The sequence below is a fragment of the Sporocytophaga myxococcoides genome (assembly GCF_000775915.1).
Classification (GTDB): domain Bacteria; phylum Bacteroidota; class Bacteroidia; order Cytophagales; family Cytophagaceae; genus Sporocytophaga; species Sporocytophaga myxococcoides_A.
Genome location: NZ_BBLT01000005.1, coordinates 445802 through 467225 on the forward strand (window position 1 = coordinate 445802; position 21424 = coordinate 467225).

General features: G+C 37.9%; 9 protein-coding genes. All 9 read left to right on the forward strand.

Features of this window, described 5'->3' with window-relative positions:
* Nucleotides 1-301 precede the first annotated feature (301 nt).
* The 9 genes from MYP_RS14380 (at nt 302) to MYP_RS14420 (ending at nt 21399) form a co-directional block, all read left to right on the forward strand.
* The gene (locus tag MYP_RS14380) at nt 302-2041 is read left to right on the forward strand and encodes a hypothetical protein (protein WP_045464580.1); all 1740 of its coding nucleotides are present in this window, start codon (nt 302-304) and stop codon (nt 2039-2041) included.
* Entirely contained in the window at nt 2034-2561 is a 528-nt protein-coding gene (locus MYP_RS14385; protein WP_045464582.1) for an OmpH family outer membrane protein, read from the forward strand. Before MYP_RS14380 ends, MYP_RS14385 begins: the two co-directional genes overlap by 8 nt.
* A gap of 82 nt (nt 2562-2643) precedes the next feature.
* Complete coding sequence (locus MYP_RS14390; RefSeq protein ID WP_156140626.1) at nt 2644-3243, forward strand: hypothetical protein; 600 nt, start codon at nt 2644-2646, stop codon at nt 3241-3243.
* Between the two features lie 5 nt (nt 3244-3248).
* Complete coding sequence (locus MYP_RS14395) at nt 3249-8789, forward strand: hypothetical protein (RefSeq protein ID WP_045464586.1); 5541 nt, start codon at nt 3249-3251, stop codon at nt 8787-8789.
* 5 nt (nt 8790-8794) lie between these two features.
* A complete protein-coding gene (locus tag MYP_RS14400) occupies nt 8795-9217 on the forward strand; it encodes a hypothetical protein (RefSeq protein WP_156140630.1) in 423 nt (140 codons plus the stop codon).
* Between the two features lie 7 nt (nt 9218-9224).
* Nucleotides 9225-14024 carry a hypothetical protein gene (locus tag MYP_RS14405; protein WP_045464590.1) on the forward strand — a complete coding sequence of 1600 codons (4800 nt, stop codon included), beginning with the start codon at nt 9225-9227 and terminating at the stop codon, nt 14022-14024.
* 11 nt (nt 14025-14035) lie between these two features.
* A complete protein-coding gene (locus MYP_RS14410) occupies nt 14036-15988 on the forward strand; it encodes a T9SS type A sorting domain-containing protein (RefSeq protein WP_081990525.1) in 1953 nt (650 codons plus the stop codon).
* Between the two features lie 2 nt (nt 15989-15990).
* Complete coding sequence (locus tag MYP_RS14415) at nt 15991-16713, forward strand: LolA family protein (protein ID WP_045464594.1); 723 nt, start codon at nt 15991-15993, stop codon at nt 16711-16713.
* A gap of 6 nt (nt 16714-16719) precedes the next feature.
* The gene (locus tag MYP_RS14420; protein WP_045464595.1) at nt 16720-21399 is read left to right on the forward strand and encodes a DUF6443 domain-containing protein; all 4680 of its coding nucleotides are present in this window, start codon (nt 16720-16722) and stop codon (nt 21397-21399) included.
* Nucleotides 21400-21424: the final 25 nt, after the last annotated feature.

Consider the following 21424-nt stretch of genomic DNA (forward strand, 5'->3'; position numbering starts at 1 on the left):
GGAAACAACTTTGATACATAGCTTATGTGTAAAGTAAAGTTTGCAATGCAATTAATGTTTTTATTTGAAAAAAGTACTTTTTATTACACTTTGAAGTTTGTGGATAACATTTTTGCTTTTATTTGTATTGTGTGATAAAATTCAAATATTACACCTTTAATTATGTTATAAAATGGATGAATGTATTTTTTTTTGCTTTTTTTATGCTGTATATTACATTATTATTACATTAGATGGTTTACTGGAATGGAATTAATTGTTAGGTTTGTAACAGATTTCAAGTGCCAGAACTTTTTGTTTTATGTTATTATTTGTAAAGTCATATTGTATAAAAAGATACAATATTTTTTATCTTTTTAGTTGTTTTTTACTTGCTACACCTTGCCTAGCACAAGATATAACAGTAACAACATCAAATTATTCGGTTCCTGCTTCTACGACACTTACAATCAATAGTGTTTATATGCAAGGAGGCACTCTTACTGTTCCTTCAACCAGTAAGCTTATTGTAAATCTTGATATTACTTATGGGCCTAGTGGAGGAACAATCCTGGTCCAGGATGGTGGCCAATTGACAGTAAACAATATCAATATGAACCAATATTCAGGAACCTTAAATATTGGTAATAATTGTGTTGTAATTTTAAATAATACCCTTAATGCTGCTGCAAATAGCACGATCAGTATAGGTACTAATACTTCTGTGACAGCGACTGGTGATCTTAATTTTAATTTTGTCAGCTTCAGTGCCAATACAGGAGCCAATTTAATATTTACCAATGCAACAATAGATGGATCTTCTGTTGTTAATATGCAGCAGGCAACACTTGAGGTTAGAAGTAATTTTACATTTAACAGCGGAACAACCAACCTTCTCGGAGGCTCATCCTTAAAGGTAAATGGAAATTTAAATATCAAATCTGCAGGCAAGTTTTACTCAAAGAATGCAAGCAAGATATATTTAAAAGGAAACTGGCAGAATGATCATCCTGCGGGTTCAGACTTTAATGTTACTGGTAGTGAGACCATTCTTAATCTTAATGGTACTACACAGCAAGTAAATGGACAGACAGGACAGAATTTTTATAATGTAGAATGTGTAGGGAATTACATTAAAACATTTCTGAATAATGTAACGATTACCAATCTTCTAGATTTAGGGGCTTCTACTCTTTACATGGATGGTGGCATTATTACTATAAATAATCCCTCTCCATCTTCAATTAACAGGACCACAGGTTTTGTTGCAAATTTTGAATGGAATGGAACCTTTGTAAGAAATACGAATTCAACATCTGATTATCTTTTTCCTGTAGGTGCAAAGAATAATTCTGGTATATGGATTTATAGACCAGTCATACTTCAACCTAAACAAGCAACCGCAGGTGTTTATAGTGTAAAAGCTGTTTATAATACGGTAACTGTTCATTCGGTTTATGATCTGGGAACTTCTTTGATTCCCCGTCCTTCAACTCCTCCTCCATATCCTTTAAATGAAAAGTTTTATCACAAAATAGAACGGACAAGTGGTCCGGCAGTTGATATTACGATCTTTTATGATCAAAGCCAGGATGGTACTTTTAATACAATTGGCCAATACAAAACTACTACAAATAAATGGGAAGCTGTTGCGAATGTCCAGGCAGGTCCTGTGGCAAGTCCACTAATCAGCTTAAAGGCTTTAAGTGTCAATGACTTTAGTTCTCCGGAATTTTTAGTTGCAAATGGATATGTTCAGGTTCCATTATATTCTTATGCTGTCTTAAAATCCAAGCCAGACGGAGGATATTATCTTACAGAGGATAAACAGTTGAAATTTAGGTTTGAAGAAGAGTACTCTGTTCCTACTGGCACATCTTTGACTTATAGAGTTTATGACAAAAGCAGGAACCTGAAAACTCTGCAAAACCAAAATGTCAGTTATGGAGATAACAGATACAGTGTAGACGTTACCTCGCTTACCTCAGGTGATTTTTACTGGCTTGAAGTTGAGAATTCCAAAAGCGAAAAATGGTATTTAAGATTTAAAGTAAATGAATAATAGTTTTAAAATTTTCTCTGCCCTCTTTATACTTCTCTTTCTTATCGGGGGAGTTGGGATTTATCTTTTAATTCCTAAAATTGGCTATATCAATAGCAGCAAGGTTTTTAGTGAATTTAAACTGAAAAAGGAATTAGAAACAGATTTAAAGAAATTAGAGCTTGCCAAACAGAGAGATCTTGATAGTTTAAAAGCTGAGTTAGAGATATCTTATAATGAATTGAATAACTCAGCAAAAAAGTCAGAGAAAAATATTAATGAATTTAAAGTTGCTCAGCAACAGTATTACATAAGAGAAAAGCAATACAATGAAAATTATCAAAGAGCTGCAGACGAGTATACTCAACAAGTTTGGAAGCAGCTCAATACTTTCATAAAGGAATTTGGTAAAAAGAAGGGGTACGATTTTGTTCTTGGGGCTAATGGGGCTGGAGAAATTATGTATGCTGATGAGAATGACGATTTAACAGAAGAAGTATTGGAATATTGTAATAAACGCTATGATGGCGACATTAAGTAAAATTTATTTTTCTACATTTTTTGCGATTTTAATTTTTAGTTGTAAAAGTTCTAATCAAGAAAAAACACTTAGTCCTGAATCAATGAATGCAGGCTTAATTCCATCTTTAATAGCCTCCATAAAAGGTACCAATAAGACTTTAAAGGTAAGCGAGTATATAAAATGGATAGAGGACAAAGATAATGGCCTTATTGATTCAAGAGATTTTGATGACTTGAATTATTATGTTCAGTATAAGCCTATAGACTATGTAACTTTAAAGACTTTGGGACCAAATGGGCTTAATAAAAACATTTTTGCTGAAACTAAAAAGGAATATGAAGGAATGCAGTATTTCACATTAACCTTATCAAACAGATTGAGTCAAGGGGATCTTTTAAAGTATGACGTTACGGGAGGGAAGGAGTATCAGCATAGAGTAAATTACTTTGCCTTTGATGGTCAGAACGATATAAAACTTATTCAGGGAACTGATACATTATATTGTAAGCTTTATCATTTTGAAAGAACTTATAATATCGGGCCATTTGTAAACCTTCTTATAGGCTTTGATTTGCCTTCAAAGAAAAATCAATCTTCTGATAAAATACTAACATTTCATGACCGGGCATTTGGTAATGGAATTATTAAACTTAAAATAAAATCAGAGAATGTGGAGCAGATTCCAGATCTAATTTTTTAGGCTTTATGATTAAGATAAATAATAGGAAAAGAAAATTATTGAAAGTGACAGCCTGTTTCCTGGCTATCAATATTCTTTCACAAACCTTGTTTCCGACTGCAGTCTTTGCTTTAACAGGTGGACCAAGCCAGCCAGAGGTGCAAAGCTTTTCTCCTGTAGGAACTTCGGAAATGGTTAACCTTTCATCAGGTGACTTTACTTATAACATACCATTGCTTGATGTTGGTGGATATCCCATTAATATCACCTATAACGGAGGAGTATCAATGGATCAGGAGGCAAGTTGGGTTGGTTTGGGATGGAACATAAATCCTGGGGTTATCAACAGGAATATGAGAGGATTGCCTGATGATTTTAAAGGTGACGATGTTGAAAAAGAATTTAATATCCTTGATCAACGAAATTTTGGAACAAGCGCAGTCGGCTCTGCTCAGCTTCTCGGACTTGATTTTATTAGACTTGGTTTTGGTTTGGGAGTTTCTTACAGTAATTATACAGGAATAGGCTTTGAGATCACAGCCAGACCATCCCTGACTTCTGGAGATAAAAGCAAAGGAAGTATGAGCATAGGACTTGGTATTACAGCAAGTTCGCAAAGTGGTGTAGATCTTTCTCCTTCTTTGAGTTTTCAAAAACAGGTTAAGGAAAAGGAAAGTTCGGTAATTGGAGTTGGGGCTTCTTTGGGATTAAATTTTAACTCAAGAGAGGGCTTGAAGAGTTTGTCACTAGGCCTTTCTCGTGTGGAAACAAATACCATGAATATTCTTGGTAGGGATGGTAAATCATACAAAGTAGAGTTAGGGGTGGCTGAAAGCCAAAATGGAGGCGGTTCCATCAGTTTCTCCACACCAACTTATGTTCCTCGCTATGACATGCACATGTTTAATGTTTCGACCACCTTTTCTGCAACTTTAGGTGGGGAATTTTACAGTCTACACCCGAGTTTAAACATGGTAGGGTATTATAGCGGTCAGCATTTACTTGAGAAACAAAGAAAGGTTAATGCTTATGGATATCTTTATTCTCAATTTGCAGGAGCAGAGAGCTTACATGATTTTAACAGAGAAAAAGATGCAGCTTACAAACCCGGTATTACTCCTAATCTTCCTTTAACCAATTATACTTATGATGTATATGGAGTCTCCGGACAAGGTATAGGTGGAAACTATCGCTTGTATAGAAATGATGTCGGAATTGTCACTGATCCGTTTTCGTTTAATATCGGAACTGGCGGAAGTGTCGGAGTTGAAATTGGATTAGGTAATGCAGCTCATGCCGGTGTTGATTTTTCAGCTTCCTTATCGGGATCTTGGTCTGGAGCATGGACAAAACAAAACAGTGCAAGAGGATTATTAAAATTCAAAGGTTCAGACGTGGCAGATCCTTCTTATGAAACTGCATTTTTTAAACAAGCAGGAGAAAAAACCTCTGAATCCGATCCTGACTTTTTTAATAATATGGGCGGTTTTGATGCTGTAATGATAGGTTTAAGAGATGTTGGAGCTGATCATTATGCAACTTCAAAATTTGTAAAGAAGGACTATTCTGAATCAGAGATTAACTCCTCAAACATAAAAAGAAAGAAAAGACAGACAAGAAATCAGAATATATCTTATCTCACGGCATCTGAAGCAGTGGATTATGCACTGGTAAAAGAAATTGAGAATTACCCATTTAATGTTCATACTATTAACAGCTCTTATGGATATGATATTCCTGCAGGAAATAAGACATCAAGATTAATCGAAAGCAATGGACATCATATTAGCGAAATGCAGGCAGTCAGGCCAGATGGAGCAAGATATGTTTACGGCATTCCTGCATACAATTTTACACAGAAGGAAGTGAGCTTTTCTGTTGAAGATAAAAAAGTTAATTGTCAGACTGGTCTTGTAACCTATACGCATGGGACAGATAATACAAAACAAAATTCAAGTGGTCTTGAACATTTTTATGAAAAAACGACTACACCTGCCTATGCTCATTCATATCTTTTGACAGCAATTCTATCACCTGATTATAGCGATCTTACAGGAAATGGACCAAGTAATGACGATCTTGGGTCATATACAAAAATTAACTATTCCAAAGTAGTTCCTGATTATAAATGGAGAGTTCCGTTTGAGGAAAATTATGCCAGTTATAATGAAGGTATGAAGAGTATTCCGATTACTTCTGATAAAACGGATGATAAAGCCAGTTATATCTATGGTGAAAAGGAGCTATGGTATGTGCATTCAATTGAAACCAGAACTCATGTTGCTGATTTTATTCTTGAGGACAGGCTTGACGGAAATGGTGTACAGGGTGAGCAAGGCGGATTGATTCCTGATGACAATCTTAGAAAAGCCAAGTCAATGAAAAGACTGAAGGAGATAAGATTGTATTCAAAACCAGACAAGAAGAAAAATGGTGCTAATGCTACGCCAATTAAAGTTGTGCATTTTGAATATGATTATTCACTCTGTACTGATATTGGGAATAACGAATCTAGTAAAAAAGGAAAAACTGCTGCCAACCGTGGAGGGAAGCTGACTCTAAAGAAGATTTATTTTACTTATGGCAACTCCAATAAAGGAAAGATGAGTCCATATCAGTTTATTTATAGCTCTTCTAATCCTAATTATAACCTTAAAGGTTATGACAGATGGGGAAATTATAAATTCAATCCTTCCCTTGAAAATTGTACAGATCCTAAATCGGTTTTAAGTACTGCAGATTTCCCATATGTTGAGCAGGGTTATGAATCAGCTGCTGAAAATGTTTCTGCATGGTCATTAAGTCAAATAAAGCTACCTTCCGGAGGTATTATAAAAGTAGAACTAGAGTCTGATGATTATGCATATGTGCAGGACAAGGCTGCTATGCAGATGTTCAAAGTTACCGGAACAGATAGAAATAATCCGGGGATTGGTTCAAATCCTGTGAACGATAATCCATTAATGACTGATCATCCATCCGATGTGAGCAACTCCGTAGTTTATTTTAAGCTGCACAAGGATATTCCTTCGGGAACTTCTCAGGGTGATGCAGATAAAATAATCAGAGAGGACTATATAAGAGGGATAGATCAGATTTATTTTAAATTTTTCATTAACCTCAATAAAAAGAACGGGGAAGAAGCTTTTGAATATGTACCGGGTTATGCAAAAATAGATAACAATCAATATGGAGCAGTACCTGCATCACAAGGGGCTAATTATACACATGGATGGGTAAGGCTGAAAGAATCGGGTGTGAGAACGCACGGTGGAGGTGATGGAGTGAATCCTATCAGCAAGGCAGCATGGCAGTTTGCCAGGCTCTATACTCCTCGAATTGCCTATGGACAGGGAGAACAGAAGGAATTACCAGATCTTAAAGATATGCTCAATGCTATGATGGGAGCCTTAAATGCAATGACAGAGTTGTTTAAAGGTTTTAATCGTAAGATGAGGAATGATGATCATGGAAAAATATTTATTAAGGAAAAATCCTTCATCAGATTACACAATCCTGATGGCAAAAAATATGGAGGAGGAGCAAGGGTAAAAAGTATACGTTTAAGTGACGAATGGAAAATAATGGCTGGCGCAGCTGCAGGACAGACAAGTGAATATGGACAGGAATACAAGTATACCATGACTGAAGACAGGAACGGTCAGAAGAGAACCATCAGTAGCGGTGTAGCTGGATATGAGCCTGTACTTGGCGGTGATGAAAATCCTTTCAGACAGCCAATATTTACTCAGGAAGAAAAATTCTTGATTCCAAGTACTGACTATTATACAGAAAAACCAATGGGGGAAAGTTTCTTCCCTTCTCCTAATGTTGTATACAGGCGTGTGGAAGTAAAAAATATTAAAGATAAATCAACAAGAATAGGTAGTGGCTCTGTAGTACATGAGTTTTACACAGCCTTTGATTATCCGACGATCACAAAAGAAACACCGATGGTACCGAAGCGATCCAAACCTAATGCAGTTTTCAGATTGCTTAAGATACAGAACAATGATAAAATGACAACCTCTCAGGGATACGTGGTTGAGCTTAATGATATGCATGGTCAACAGAAAGCTCAATGGGTCTACCAGGAAGGTAATTCAACTCCTATATCTGGAGTAGAATATTTCTACAAAGAGAAGGTTATTACGGAGACTGTTGTGCTTGGAGGTAAATCGACAACAATCACTAAAAAAATGCTGGATAATGAAGTTGATGTTATCAGCAAAGGTGCAGGGAATCTGGTACAGAAAAAGCAGCTTGGGGTAGAGTTTGATATAGTTGCTGATATGAGGGAATCGAACAGCACTACTGCCAGCGGAGGTGTCAGCGGAAATCTGGATGCATTCCTTGCTGCAATATTGCCGTTTGCGCTTCCTATGGCGCTTCCGGCATTGAGTAAAGAGCAGACTCGATACAGGTCAGCAGTAGTTACAAAAATTATTAACAGAAGCGGGTTGATTGACAGAGTTGTGGCACATGATCTTGGTGCTTCAGTAACCACTGAGAATCGCCTTTATGATAATGAGACTGGTGAAGTGCTGCTTACTAAAACAACAAATCAGTTTAATGATCCTGTTTACAACTTTACATACCCTGCTCATTGGGCTTATGACAGAATGGGACCGGCATATAAAAACTCAGGCATTGTGCTGAGTGGAACAATAGATCTCAATGCTCTTCCTTCCGGAACAGCATCCTACTTTGTTCCTGGGGATGTCCTAGCACTTAGAAGTGCTTCTGGAAATAAAACCGGCTGGGTAAGTAGTGTAAGTTCAAATTCCATTCAGGTTTGGGATAAAAGCGGGTCGCAATTATCCAATGGTCCATATACTTCTATAAAGATATTAAAATCAGGGAGAAAGAACCAGCAGGCTACGCCAATTGGTAATGTGACAACTCTGACAAATCCGGTTACAGACATGAACGGAGATGGAAAGTTTGAGCTGAACTTTAGTCAGGTGGTTAGTGCAAGCGCCATAGAGTTCTGGGAAAGCTGGAAAGTATTCTGTAATTGCGGAATTAATGTAGAAGGAACATATAATCCATATGTATCTGGAAAACAAGGAAACTGGAGAGCCAAAAAATCTTATCTCTACCTGACTGAGAGAACGCAGAATACATTGAATAATAATACAAGTATAAGATCTGATGGTCTTTTCAAAAGTTTCACACCATTCTGGATACCACCAGCTGTAGCTGGCAACTGGACTATGGATCCCACGAACTGGACATATACTTCAGAGGTTACCCTCTTCAGTCCGTATGGTTTTGAACTTGAAAATAAAGATGCTCTGGACAGGTACTCTTCAGCCTTGTATGGTTACAATAACCAGCTGCCTATCGGAGTTGCCAATAACTCAAGATTCCAGGAAACTGCCTATGATGGTTTTGAAGATTTTGATTTCAGTGACTGTGTCAATGATCACTGGAGTTTCAAAGCCTACAGAGATCAGAATTCCAATGGAATGCAGACAGAACTTGAGTCGCATTCAGGCAGGAGAAGTATTATGGTCAATGAAAACAAACAGGTAAAGGTTAAGAAATCTGTAGTTCAACATTAAGAATTATGAAAGCCCGAATATTATTTTTCTTTTTAACAGTATTGATTTTTTTCAGATTCTCTGAGACTTTTGGACAGAATGCAATACTAACTGGTATGGAACAAAGTCTTCTTTTGAATCTGGAAAGTGATCCTAAGATTCAGATAAAAGTCACAAGTACTACTATTAACAATGTAGATAAAGTCTATTATGGTATTGGGACGAAAGAAAACTCAATTGACATAATAAGTCTTACCTCTGACATTACTGTATATGAAGGAAAAGTTTTTCTGAAGTCCGCTTCCGGAAGCTTTGAAGAGATTACAGGAAGAGATCTTTATCTGCCAATACCATTTAATGATATTGATCTTATCGGCAAATTTTTAACAGTATATCTGGTGAACAAAGATGGTTCATTTTCAAATAAATTAAGTATACCGGCAAAATAATAATACAATGAAGTTAAAATTTTTATTCGCTGTTTTTTTTCAGATTGTATTGATCGGATCTCTGTTTGCTCAGGCAAATAAGCTGGTAATTACAACAACAGTTTCCGGAAATGTAGGTGTATGTGCATCAGTTAAGACTTGTTCGCTTAAGATCGAAAACAATACTGCTACAGCAGCTTCTAACCTGACTATAAAAGCAACTTTGCCTGAAGGCATAAATTACCGAGGCAACCTTGCAGGAGGTGCTACATTTGTATCAGCTTCTCCATTAAATAAACCTCAGTTCAGTCTGGCAACATTAGCAGCCAATACAACAATAACTTTAACATTTGATATCAATGCTGATTGTGGAATTATCGCATATTTGAGAGCATCTAATCCAAATATTAATAGTCCCGTTCCTGTGACTAATTACACAAGAATTGATTATAAAGTAGGAGGAACTGATTATTTTGATCAGGAGACATCTAATTCCTACAATGTCATATATCCTGATATTGATATCATGATCGATAATCTTAATAAAACAATGACGGGAGATATGAGAGATGTTCTTACCAGGAAGATTATCATCAGAAACACAGGTTTTGGAGAAGTGGATACTGTGAACCTGAAAGCGACCTATCCCTCTCAATTATTGTTTCAGGAGCTGAGAAGTAATGGGGTACTTATTACACCTGCAGCCCAGGGAAATATCCGCAATTTTTTAATTAAAGATTTCTCAGGTGCCAATTCAGCATTGGGCAATGGGAGTGTGGGAGATGGAGATGCACTGCTTGAAAAGGACGAGGTACTTGTACTTACTGAAAAAATAAGGTTAGAGTCTTGCGCCTCTTCTACACAAACAGATTATGAAGTTACATGGGGTTGTTACAATGCAGTAGGTAATTTAGGTGATAGTGAGGCCAAAAATAGTGCCTATGTTTATATACCAGATGGAGAACCAAGTATTGACGTAGCACTTTTAAATTCACCCAAAACAGATTTTTGCGCATCAAGTCCGGTAGATGTATTTTACTCATATACTAATGTGGGTACAGGAAGTACAAGGGTATCAGCTGACAGAGCTACTGATGCAAGAATATATCTGGGGTATCAGACTGGTGTTTCCCAGATTTCAAACTTCAGGATAATGAAGAATGGCTCATATATAAGCATACCAGCAGGTTTGATTTCCGCAGATCTGGGAGGGTATTATTATATAACTTTTGATGATAACGCTGCTGTTTTGGGCATAGATGTAGACGGGACCGGAGGACTGGATGATCTTGACAATGATGGATACTACGATGATCTTGCAAAAGGAGAGGTGATAAAGATTGGTTTTGGGGTAAAGTTATCATGTCCCTCAAGTTTTGCCACGTGTCCCTCTAATTACGACTATTATTATTTTAGTACAAACTTACAATACAGTGATGGTTGCTTTAATTATGACTACAAAGCGTCCGGCACTTCTTTTTTAAGGAACTATAGTACTTTAAATTCTCAAAGTATATCCGGTCCTACCGATTTGATAGTTGGTCAGACGGGTGTTTACACTTTTAGCATTGATAGAAATTACTATGATTATGGACTGTTGAGTTGTACTTCTAATCCTTCAGATTTTTCAACAGAAATAGATATACCTGCTGCTTATACGCCTACGTCTGTGAAATGGAATGGAACAACACTTACAAGTGGTACTCATTATACTTTAAGCGGACAAAAGCTTACTATTAATTACGGTGGCTGGTCAGGGGCTTATACAATCAGTTTTACACTGAATTGTTCATCAGGAACTACCTATCAGCTAAATGATTCCTTTACCTGGAGCATGTACTATAAATGTGGTACTTGTTCATGCAGGCAAACGATTGCTTGTGGTACCTATAATGTTATTAACCACTGCCCAAACTGTGACGGATTTCATACCTACAACTTTTCCATGAAAAGGACAAGTCTTGGTTATGTTGAACCAGGAGCTATGGCTTATAGGACATTAGGGAATTGGAAGACTTTTGGAAAAGTCAGTATAAACGATCCGAATATCAGATTAGACAGAGCTCTTGAATATGATACTATTCTTGCAGTGGCCAAAGGAAATCTGACTGTTAAAAACTATGATAAGTGTTTTGTTGAAATGACTTATACATCACCAGTTTATGGGATAGATGTTTTTAAATTTCTAAATGCAAATGCCGTCATCAACGGAGCAACTTGTGCATCAATTGTCGCAGCTCCTACAGTTACAATTTCCGGTGCAAATGTTACTTACTTATTTCAGATACCACTTACATGCAAGAATTCTTATGCTTCCGGTGATATGGTTGATTTACATGTTAATCTGAGTGTGAAGCCTAATGTACTTGCATTGAATGCAGAATCTAAAATTATGGATTTTCGTGCCCGGCATTATGGGCAGACAGGAACTAATGCGAAAGAAAGCTGTGAAAGTTTCGGGTCCTTTATAAGTCTTTTCAGATACGGGGTTAATAATGCAAATTTTGGAGGACCATTAGATTGCGATGTGGTTCAGATAAATATTGCAATGTTGGCGGGTCCTAATGGAGACCTGTTTCCCGGGGAATTCCGCCCTTTATTTATAGTGGATTCTGCATGGGTAAATATTCCAAACGGATTTGTATTGAATAGCAATAATGACCCCGGCAACCTGGTTCAAATATGGGATAATTTTTCCAGAGGTATTCCTGGTATAGCGCTGGGGCCGCCTGATGGTATGGTAGGAAGTACAGTTTATTGGAGAGGAAAACCGTTCTGGCCAGTAGGTGAAAACTATAGGAGTGGAAACTGGTCTACTTTTATACGTGTGATATTAAAACCTCTTTGTGGGGTAGGGAGTCCGTCAGTTTCAGGAAGCTATAGATACAGTATGTATGAATATACAAGCAATAAGAACGTAATTGTAAAAGGTACGAGAACTACCGGACAAGTATTTGATGATGGATCAAAGGCCAATCTGAGTATCGCGCCTGATGCAATGCAGGAAGGTTACAGTACTACAATCAAATGGCCAGTTCAACTTTGCAATAATGCAGTTCCGGGAAAGAAGAGAAATGCAGATTATACATGGATAGCGGCAGAGCCAAGAGTACCTGGAATAGTTTTCCTTTATGCGAAGGATACGCAGACAGGTATGATTTATCCAGCAAACACTTATGGTGGAGCAAATAGTAATAAAGTGCTATTCAAGGTGGGAACGGTTGCCTTAAACCAGTGTAGGTCAATTGAATTAGTTGCCAGATATACGGGATGTATTGATGATGTGGTTGACACAATTGATCTCAAGGCCAGCTGGGGATGTTCTGTTTATCCTAATGATCCTGCCCAGAAGGATTGTGGTAATCCACTCATTACATCTCAATTGTATATAAGGTATAAGACTGCCGGCCTTCAAGTGATAGGCACTCAGGTAAGTCCTGTACTTACCGAAATCTGCAGTAATATCAGCTATCAGTTTGACTTTCTTAGCACAAAATATGCAGATATGTCTGATTTAAAGTTATGGATGGAGCTTCCTCAGGGGGTGAGTTTAGTAGACGCGAATACGAATATAGAGTATCCTATGGGACAACCTCCTTTAGGCGAGGTCAACAAGCTGGAAAATGGTTCTTTGGGCTATAATATTTCAGAATATATTCTGAGTAATTTTAATAATTCGTGCAATAAAGATGGAGCATTGCCCGGAAACAGACCAGGTTGTCCTAATAATCAGCTAATATTAAAATTGAATTTGAAAACAGATTGCAGTCTTGATGCGGGATTTCCTAAACCAATAAGGTTCTATGCGCAAGGGAAGACTAACTGTAATGATGTTATCGACATCCCACCTTTTGAATATAGGTTAAAAATACAGGGATTTGATCCTTTGGACCTAATGTTAGTGGATGTCAATGCAACCTCTTTTGATGCGAATAATTTTTCAGATGTAACTGTATTATACAAGAATACAGGAACTGTTACACTTGGTACGAACCTGCCTGCTGTGCTCAGGTATCTTAAGGTTATATTGCCTCCCGGTATAACTCTTGATCATATGGTGACAGGAAGTACTTATGTCTTGAACCATACATTGTCAGATGGTAGTAAAGCATATTACTGGCCGATATCTGCTCTGGCGCCAAATGCATCGGCTACAATTAGTTTTACGGTTAAAAATGTTGGCTTTGCAACTTCGTGCGAAGTAACAAGAGTACCTATCTATGCCTCAACTGTCATGTTGAATACCATAACATGTTCAGGACAACCCCAGTGTACAGATATCGAAGCAACAACAGCGTCAGATGTTTATATCCTTCCTATACCTATTAATGTCATTAACTGTGACTGCATTACGTCTTTTGCTCCATTTGAAGGAGATAAGTATACATTGAGTGCTTGGGTTAAGCAGGGTAATTCGGAGGGACTGACCAAATATGAAGATGGAGGCATTATACTTTATTTTGAGGGCTCAATGGTAACTATGGGCCCGATCTATCCTTCAGGAGAAATCATAGATGGGTGGCAGAAAATTGAATATGATTTTACTATTCCGGTAAATTCTACAAACATTGAAGTGCAACTGGCAAATAAAAGCAGATCCGCGAAAGCATATTTTGATGATATTAGAATCCATCCGTTCAATTCTAATATGAAGTCTTATGTCTATGATCCTGTAAGCCTCAGATTGTGGGCTGAAATGGATGAGAACAATTATGCTACTTTCTATGAATATGATGAAGAGGGGGCTTTGATCAGGGTTAAAAAGGAAACTGAACGGGGAGTAAAAACAATACAGGAATCAAGAAACAACACAGTTAAAAGACCTTAATATACTTAGTTATGAAAAGATGCGTATCGGTTATTCTATTGATGCTGATGATTTATACTACTCAGGCTCAGACCTGGGGGTGGAACAGGCATATTATAAGTCCATATTCTTTTTTTGCCGATGATATCAAGGTAAGCCATGATAAAAATATTTATCTGAGCGGATCTATGGGAGGGGATATTCAAATAGGTTTTTATCCTGACTACATACGTGATCATTCTTATCCCAATCATGATGTGGATGCCTATGTATTAAAAATGGATACATTGGGAAACGTAATCTGGAAGAATAAATTTGGAGGAGTATATAGTAACATCATTGGTATGGATACTGATGCAGATAATAATGTTTTAGTTTTGACAGATTTATTAATTCCCATTGCTTATAAAGAATCTGACACAATATGGTATTCTGCTGATAATTATGATCTGAAAAAAAGGCTTTCGGCATCTATCATTGTCAAATACAATACAGAAGGGGACTATGTATGGTCAAAGTTGCTTGAAGCGGATGCGTACTATAGTTCGCGAACCAGAGCATTGAAGTGCGATAAAGATGGTAATATTTATGTTGGTGGTTGCTTTGGAAAAGCTATGTATTTGGAAGATACTACTGTTTTTGACGAATTTAATGACTATTCTGAAAATATCGGCTATAATAATGGATTTATAATTAAGTATGATAAGGCAGGGAACAGAAAGTTTTTTAAGCGTCTTCAGAATGGACCCAGAAGTTCTGTTCTGACATATAAAATACATACTGACTTTGACGGAAACTGGTATTGGGTAGGGTCAGTACGTGGAGGAGTAAAGTTTGATGATAATCACGAATATCAAGGTGATTTTAGAAATTATGTTGTAAAATTTAATCCTGAAGGAAAGGTTATTTGGGTTTATGTTATACCGGGTGATGGCATTCCGACATTCCCACGAGCAATTGAGACTGATCATCAGAATAATGTTTATATAGGTGGATCGTTTAAAGGCAGTTTGGATATTGATGGAATGATAAGAACGAGCAAGCCAAGTTTGTTGGACACAGATTGTTTTATTTTGAAGCTTAATAAAGCTGGTCAATTTACCTGGTTTAAACAATTTGGTTCTGGCCTAGAGCCTGCCCCAGGAAAAGGGGCTGATCCGGAGCAGGTCTCCGATTTGTATATTAATTCGAAAGGCTTTATTTATGTTACAGGTGGTCTGGGTAGGGGGGCTAAGATGGATGATATAGATGTAATTATTAAAGATGCTGACAGAACAAATATTTTTTTAGCTAAAATGGATACTTCAGGAACTACACAATGGGTAAAGAACTACGGAAATTACTATAACAATCAGAATGGATATGTAGACGGTTGGGGAGATAAAGTAGTTTCTGCTGCTTTTATCGATATGGAGGGAGGTATTGTAGAATATGAAGACGGAATCATTATTATTCCTGATATAGATGAAGCTCGCTATTCCAGCGGCTATTACAGACTGCTGAATGATTGCAACGCTACAGTCAAATTCGACAATGGTACACTCAGTGCCAGCGCAGGTGAATCCTATAAATGGTTTTTTAACGGAACTGAGATCAGCAATGCAACTGAACAGACATATGTTCCTGACGTAATAGGTGATTATAAGGTTGAAGTTACTTTTTCCGAAGCATGCAAAAGCTTGTCATTTCCTGTAACTGTTTCGGTTACTTCCGTAAAGGGCCAAAGCAGATTTTCTGCTGTAAGTCTTTATCCTAATCCAGCCAATAATGAAGTTTATGTTGAAGGATTTAGCGAATTCTCTTCAGACATTTCTGAGTGCAGGATATACAATAGCACCGGAACTCTTATGAAAGAATCAAAGCTTGAAACAGCAGGAGGGAATTATAAAGGAAAGATCAATGTCTCTGATCTTCAGAGTGGTCTTTACATGCTTGAAATTCTTACGGAAGAAGGTAGTATCAACAAAAAGTTTGTTAAGAACTAATAATGAAAAGGTATTATTTATTTTTTCTGATGATGGTCTTCATTACCCTGAGGGCAATGGCTCAGTCTGCGAGAGAAGACCTGGACAGAGTAAATCAGACATACAAGACACTGTCTTCTTATTCAGCAGATCTGGAATATGTAGCCTATCAGAGTTACACAAGTAAGGTACCTGTGCAGACAGAAAAGGGTGAAGTCAAAATGAAGGGCAACAGTTTTTATCATAAGATCGGAAGCATGGAGGTGATCAGAAATAAGGAGTATGTGCTGACTGTTGATCATGATGACAAGTCTGTTACCAAGCTGGATGCTGTGAAGGAAAGCAGCGGAACACCCTTTATGAATATTGATCTTGAAAAAGTTTTTAAGCTTTGTACGTCTGCGGATTATTATGAACCGGCAAAGGGCAGTGCAGGATACTCACTTGTATTTCCTTCTACTGAATACAGCAGTGTAAAAATAGAGTATAACAGGAAGACAAATCTGATAGAGAAAATGATCCTGTTCTACCTGAGTCCCTCAGACCTTTCCGGGAAAGGCGAAGAAAATGCTGAAAAGCCAAGAATGGAGATCAGTTTTAAAAACGCTCTTTTAAATAAAGATATACCTTCTTCCTTCTTCACATATGAAAAGTTTATCATCTCATTGGGAAATAACAAATACATGTGTACAAAGGACTATAAAAACTATTCTTTTAACAATCAAACAAGTACCAACCCATATTGATAGTGTATGAAATCAATTCAGGTAATTTTTAAGCTTCTTATTTTTTTACAATGCTTGCTGTTCGCAACCCATGAGATTAAAGCGGCAGAAGAGATTGTAAATGTCCGGGCGTCCGGTAGCCAGGTAAAGCAGGGTTTGTACCTCGATGTAAGAGATAATAAGTACAATTTCATGAAGAGTAACCCTACAGGAAGCAATTCATGGAAAAATTCATTTGATAACTACAGCTTCCTTAACAGGGTCATTCTTAGCATTGACCAGACCAGCAAGGTCTATCAGAGTGCTAACTATTCTGTTGATGTTGAGCTGTCTGTTACCTACTATCAGTGGGACAATACACTTAATGGTTTTAAGGCGACAGCAGTAAGCCCGAATCCTGTCCTGACAGTGGATTACAATAACAATGCACCTTATCAGGACAAGAATATTTATCAGATTGCAGGAGGGAACAGAATGGAGGTCACTGTAGTCAGGATTACTCCATCCGTATCAAATGTCACGATGAACCTTGCCATTGACGCCGAAGTACAGGTAAAAAGATTCTATACTTTTAACAGAACCCAGATCCCATCGGCAGATCACAATTCCATGGTGAGCAGCAGGGGCGAGCTTGAAGTGTACTGGGATTTTGTTCAGGGAGCGGAAGAGTATGAGCTTGAATGGGCGCACATAAATGATTATGATGCAAACACCAATCTTGCAACAGATCCCTCAGGCATTAAAGTAGATGCATCTACTTTCAAATTCAACAGTACAAGAATTAACACTTTTAATAACTTTTACAGAATTCCTCTGATATATGAAAGAGGTTATCTGATTTACAGAGTGAGAGGTGTGAGCAGGAGTAAGGCAGATAACTATAATAAAAATATATATGGCAACTGGTCTGATCAGGCCGGAGCTTATACTACACTTGCACAGTTTCCGGATAAGTTTCCTCTGACGGGACATGAGCAGAATCTGAACTGGCAGAATAGCGTGAGCTTTGCTGAAGAGGGGAAAAATAAAGTTGCTGTGACTTATTTTGACGGAAGCCTCAGGAGTCGTCAGGTGGTCAGTAAAATTAATTCGGAAGACAAGACCATAATAGGGGAAACTATCTATGACCATGAAGGTAAAGGAGCGGTTCAAGTACTGCCTGTGCCGACTGCGGATTCCAAAATCGGTTTTAAACCTGCATTTAACCAGAATAATCAGGGGACTGCTTATAATAAGGACAATTTTGATAATGCCACTGGTAACTGCAAGCCAACAGCAGAAAGTATGAACACTGGGAGTGGAGCTTCAAACTACTATAGCCCTCAAAATCCGGATAAGTCTCTTGATATCAATCAATATATTCCTGATGCCGAAGGTTATCCTTTTACCCATACGGAATTTACTCCGGATAACACAGGAAGGATAAAAAGACAGAGTGGTGTTGGTACCAACCATAAGCTGGGAAGTAACCATGAAACAAAATATTTCTACGGAAAACCTACACTTCAGGAAGAACTTGACAGATTGTTCGGTACAGAAGTAGGTCCGATGGAAAGATATAAAAAGAACATGGTGGTGGATGCCAATGGACAGGTTTCTGTTTCTTATCTTGATCCTCAGGGAAGGGTAATTGCAACAGCTCTGGCAGGACAAGCGCCTTCAAATCTTGACTCTCTTAAAAATGATAATGCGCAGAGTACTGACGAAACAATTAATGTAATACAGGGGGACCTTCTTAATAAGACATTACCATCTGATAAAGACGGAAATCTTCAGCGTATTTCTGGAAGATCAAAAATATATGAAAGTCAGCTACTCGTTTCAACAAAAGGAACAAGGGAGTTCAATTATACCCTCACTGGAGAGAAATATCTTGAGCAGTGTGTGAATGGATCTGTAACAACTGATATGTGCTACAATTGCGTGCTGGATCTTGAGATCATGCTTACCAATGAATGCGGTCAGCAATTTCTTGTCGGGTTAAGCGCAGCTCCGAATTCAACATCTACGGTAATCGGTCAAGGTATCATTGATGCCATACGTGCAGGCAATTATACACCTTTGTGTACAAATCCTCCGTCATTTACTGCTCCTGCAGGATGGGCTAAAACAAAAGTGCCGCTTGAAGTTGGTAATTATACAATTTCAAAGGTACTTACAGTGAACAGAGAGGCTCTTGATTTTTATACAGACAATTATCTGAAATCAAATGCGTGTCTTCTGACCGTCGATGATTTTATCGCATCCGAGATCAGCAAGGTGGATACAGCTTCATGTCACATGACTTGTGATCAGTGTCTGACTAAACTGGGAAACTATTCTCAATATGATATCAATGTCAATGCAGCCTGTGACCCTTGTTTAACTGAAGAGGAATATAGTCAACTATATGCTGAGTGTCAGGAATTCTGCGATAATGATCCGATCAATTGTGAAGAAGCCTACCAGAATATGCTTATGGACATGGGCCCTATGGGCCAGTATGGTGAGCTTATAACAGCTGAAGGCGTTTTTGATCCTGAACTATTTCCTTTATCCGTATTTAATAAGAATAATAAGCTTCCTATAAAATCTTTTAACATGGGTGGTCATGACTGGAGGCAGCCATATTACAAAGATCAGGCTGGTGTTATAAGACAGGGATATGTAGATGAAACAGATTTACCGTCATACGTTCAGATAACGCTTAATGAAGCGGGGGAATACGAGCCGAGAATTCTTGAAGGATCAACTGTAGTAACAATTGATGGATTTGAATATGTAAGACCTGAAGCACTTCACGATGTTCATGATTTTTTCCTGAACTGGAAAGATTCATGGGCAAAGTCTCTGGTACTCTATCATCCGGAGTATGAAAGCTATAATTTCTGTATTTCCAATAATGCGAGTCATTCGTTTGATATGAGCTTGCTTAATGCTGACCTGCTCGCTCAGGCACCTTCCGGATATCTTAATCCCCTAGGTGCGAATGCTGCTCAGTCTATAGATCCTTATTTCTCAAGTAATCTCGCAATCAATCCATTGTTTGACCAGGCTGAATACAATGCCATGAAAAGAAGTATGGCTGCCTATATGGGATCATATTCTCTAGATAAAGTTGCTTACGGAATTGTCAAATGTCCAGCCTACAATAACACCGGATCTGGAGGTTGTGCAACCAATTGTCTTAACGGAACCATAACCTTTGATGATAAAGTATGGCAGCAGTACAGAGGGATGTATTTGTCTCTCAAACAGAAATTCATGGAGCAGAAGGCAACGAAATATGCGATCAATCATCAATCCTACAACGGATGTGTTGGTGATAAGAAATTCAGTTATTTTAAAAACGGGTTCTTTACTTACGATAATCCGACATATACACCTTATGGAAATTACAGATGGTGGCCTACTCAGTTCTGGAATTATCGCCAGCCATGCAGCATATTCTCTTTCAGATTATATAAAGACAAGGTCAAAAGATTCCCTATGAACAATGATATGGTTGAAAGTGAATCAATGGATGCCTATACCTGCTACGATGAAGAAAGTGAAGGTCAGTTTCAGAAGGTTAATTGTCCTGAGCAGAATACTCTTGTAATTAACGAAATGAAAGCAAAAGCCCAGTTCTCTTATTTTGAGACCTGTGGACAATGCCCCGTTGTCAAAGACTTTGAAAGCTTGCTGAATGCCCTGGCAACTCACCCTGTTAAACGTCTTAATAATGATTTTCAGCTGAGCTGCTATCCAACAGGAGAAATCCAGGAATATACCCCTGATTTTGAAGCTGCCATTGGATTTTCCGGAATGGGAGGCGAAACCTTCTGGCAGATTGATGCGCCCAATACAACAAGTACAGTGCTCGCTGTAAAATTAAACAGGAGAAATGGTGCAACAACTTCAGTACTGAAAAACTGTAATCTTCAGCTTACAATGCAAAGCTCTTACCTGGTAAAGGATATTTCGACCGGACAGATGGTGTCTAAGTCATTTGCCTGGTCTGATGTTAAAGGCATATGTTGCCTGAGTTATGATCCTTTGGATAATCTCCATCCTGGCAAAGCATTCGAAGCTTATGCGAAAGTACAGGTGACATACAATGATCAAACCAAGGCGGATATTAAAATACCTATTAAAGGTTTTACAGGTTGTTTAGACATGAATCCGGCAACTTGTCCTAAACCGTTAGTGTGCACTACCACAGACGGTGCCATCGATATTATGAACATGTTCAATATGCTGATTTACTCTTACCCAGGAGGAATGGGACCTGATGGAATTTCTCATCAGTCTAAAGCAAACCAGTTTGTAGCTCAGACTGTTTTGAATCCTGCTGAACAGCCCTATGATGAATCATTTATCAATTCATTAAAGCAAAATACGGGATTGACAGGGACGCAGCTTCGCTGGAAAGGTTCTGTGGCTCTAGGTACTTTTGCGGGAATTCTTGAAGGGATTAATGGCAGTGCTGTTACCGGAACCAGACTTTTTGAAATTTATACACCATTGAACATGCCAGCTGGTGCCGGATTTAATGACATTGTGAGTTTTCATTCCATCAGAGCTGACAAATCCAGCAATGATCCTGAGCATAATTTTAAGCTGATCGGTCTTGTGAAGTACACAGTAGGAGGAGTTCAGAAGAAAACATACGTCGAATTTTCGGGCTATTCACCGCACATGAATATAGCGGATTGTAAATCACCGGTATTTAACGGAAGTAACTAAGGGAATTAAATTATTGTATTTAATA

What these genes read in the sequence shown, in the direction of transcription:
- MYP_RS14380 (WP_045464580.1), top strand. Translation starts at nt 302, where the DNA reads ATGTTATTATTTGTAAAGTCATATTGTATAAAAAGATACAATATTTTT.
- MYP_RS14385 (WP_045464582.1), top strand. Translation starts at nt 2,034, where the DNA reads ATGAATAATAGTTTTAAAATTTTCTCTGCCCTCTTTATACTTCTCTTT.
- MYP_RS14390 (WP_156140626.1), top strand. Translation starts at nt 2,644, where the DNA reads ATGAATGCAGGCTTAATTCCATCTTTAATAGCCTCCATAAAAGGTACC.
- MYP_RS14395 (WP_045464586.1), top strand. Translation starts at nt 3,249, where the DNA reads ATGATTAAGATAAATAATAGGAAAAGAAAATTATTGAAAGTGACAGCC.
- MYP_RS14400 (WP_156140630.1), top strand. Translation starts at nt 8,795, where the DNA reads ATGAAAGCCCGAATATTATTTTTCTTTTTAACAGTATTGATTTTTTTC.
- MYP_RS14405 (WP_045464590.1), top strand. Translation starts at nt 9,225, where the DNA reads ATGAAGTTAAAATTTTTATTCGCTGTTTTTTTTCAGATTGTATTGATC.
- MYP_RS14410 (WP_081990525.1), top strand. Translation starts at nt 14,036, where the DNA reads ATGAAAAGATGCGTATCGGTTATTCTATTGATGCTGATGATTTATACT.
- MYP_RS14415 (WP_045464594.1), top strand. Translation starts at nt 15,991, where the DNA reads ATGAAAAGGTATTATTTATTTTTTCTGATGATGGTCTTCATTACCCTG.
- MYP_RS14420 (WP_045464595.1), top strand. Translation starts at nt 16,720, where the DNA reads ATGAAATCAATTCAGGTAATTTTTAAGCTTCTTATTTTTTTACAATGC.